Source organism: Streptomyces sp. NPDC002076, assembly GCF_053593835.1.
The window spans coordinates 1-1,712 of record NZ_JBSFDI010000068.1 but is presented as its reverse complement, the minus strand read 5'-3'; the positions used below and the strand labels follow the sequence as shown (position 1 = coordinate 1,712).

Here is a 1,712-nt window from a genome sequence, read left to right as displayed (position 1 = left end):
CTAGTGCCGCATCAAGCAACGTTCGCCTCTTGGGACGTCGACTGGTAGTTGGCCAGATGCCCGCACCCGGTCGTAGGAAATGACTGTGATGGCCAGGTCCCACGTAGGGTGCTCGGGTGTTCAATCGGCTTGAGGTCAGTGCGTTGCCACCGGGCCCGCGATGGGCTGCCCAGTTGCAGTTCCGGATCGACGGCGAGGAAGTGGTGGCAGAGGCGGTTGGAGAGGGAGGCCGGGGCCCGTTTGCGGAGGAGGCGCTGCCCGCCGACGGTCATGGTGCCCTCTGGGCGACTGGCGAGGGGCGACGTGTAGTGCTGGGCGAGCCTTTGTGCACGGGCGGATGCTGTGGCTACCTGTCCGTGTTCGTGCAGCGGCACGGCGGGATTGTGGAGTGGTCCGACTGGCAGGTGCCCAGGGACAAGGTGCGGCCCCCAGCGTTTTGTTTTGACGCCGATCAGTACGACGCCGAACTAACCCGAGCACTGACAGACCGGCGGTGGCAGGTCTACAGGAGTGATTGACGCGCCGCCGGTCCTGTCCTGAGTGGCGCGTGGCCGTCAGGATGTGCGGGTGGCTGAGCGAGTACGCGTCCGTGAGATCGATGACGATGAGGGCCGGCGGTTGCTGCGGACTATCCGTCGCGGCACGGGGTCGGTGGTGACCTGGCGCCGTGCCCAGATGGTGCTGCTGTCGGCGCAGGGCATGACCGTGGCGAAGATCGCCGAGGTCACGTTCACCAGCGCAGACCGGGTCCGGGACGTGATCCACAACTTCAATGCCGACGGCTTCGATTCGCTCTATCCGAAGTACAAGGGCGGCCGGCCGAGAACCTTCAGTCTCCCGGAACGTCGGGAGATCAAGAAGATCGCCAAGTCCAGGCCGGCCGAACACGGCCTGCCGTTTTCGACCTGGAGCCTGGCGAAGCTGGCCGACTTCCTGGTCGCCGAGGGGGTGGTCGACGACATCAGCCACGAGGGCCTTCGGATCCTGCTCCGCGAGGAGGGCGTCTCATTTCAACGCATAAAGACCTGGAAGACCTCCCGCGACCCCGACTACGCCGCCAAGAAGGCCCGCGTTGAGCACCTCTACGCGATCGCCGACGGCGAGGTCATACCCGAGGAAGGCGAACCCGAAGTCGTCTTATGCCTGGATGAGTTCGGCCCACTCAACCTCCAACCCCACCCCGGCCGGCAATGGGCCGAACGCGGCGGCCGGCACAAAGACCCCGACCGGGAACCCAGGCCCCGCCGACGCGCGACCTACACCCGCCCGCACGGCGTCAGGCACCTGTTCGCCGCCTACGACCTGGGCAAGGACAAGCTCTACGGCCACATCAAACTGAAGAAGAACCGGACGCGGTTCCTGGAGTTCTGCCGATACCTGCGCAGCCTCTACCCGCCCCAGATCCGGATCGCGATCGTGCTCGACAACTTCTCCCCGCACCTGACCACGAAGAAGGACACCCGGGTCGGCGAGTGGGCCACGGTCAACAACGTCGAGTTCGCCTACACACCGACCAACAGTTCCTGGCTGAACCGGATCGAGGCCCAGTTCACCGCCCTCCGCTACTTCGCGCTGGACGGCACCGACCACACGAGCCACAAGGAGCAGGGCAGCATGATCCGCCGCTACATCATCTGGCGGAACAAGCACGCCGCCGACGAACGCCTTCGCGATTTCGTCGACAGGGCGAACGTTGCTTGATGCGGCACTAG

Annotated in this window: 1 protein-coding gene; it reads left to right on the top strand. The window is 65.4% G+C overall.

Features of this window, described 5'->3' with window-relative positions; genetic code table 11:
• Positions 1 to 567 precede the first annotated feature (567 nt).
• Entirely contained in the window at positions 568 to 1,701 is a 1,134-nt protein-coding gene (locus ACWCQS_RS46005) for an IS630 family transposase (protein WP_451009993.1), read from the top strand.
• Positions 1,702 to 1,712 lie beyond the last annotated feature (11 nt).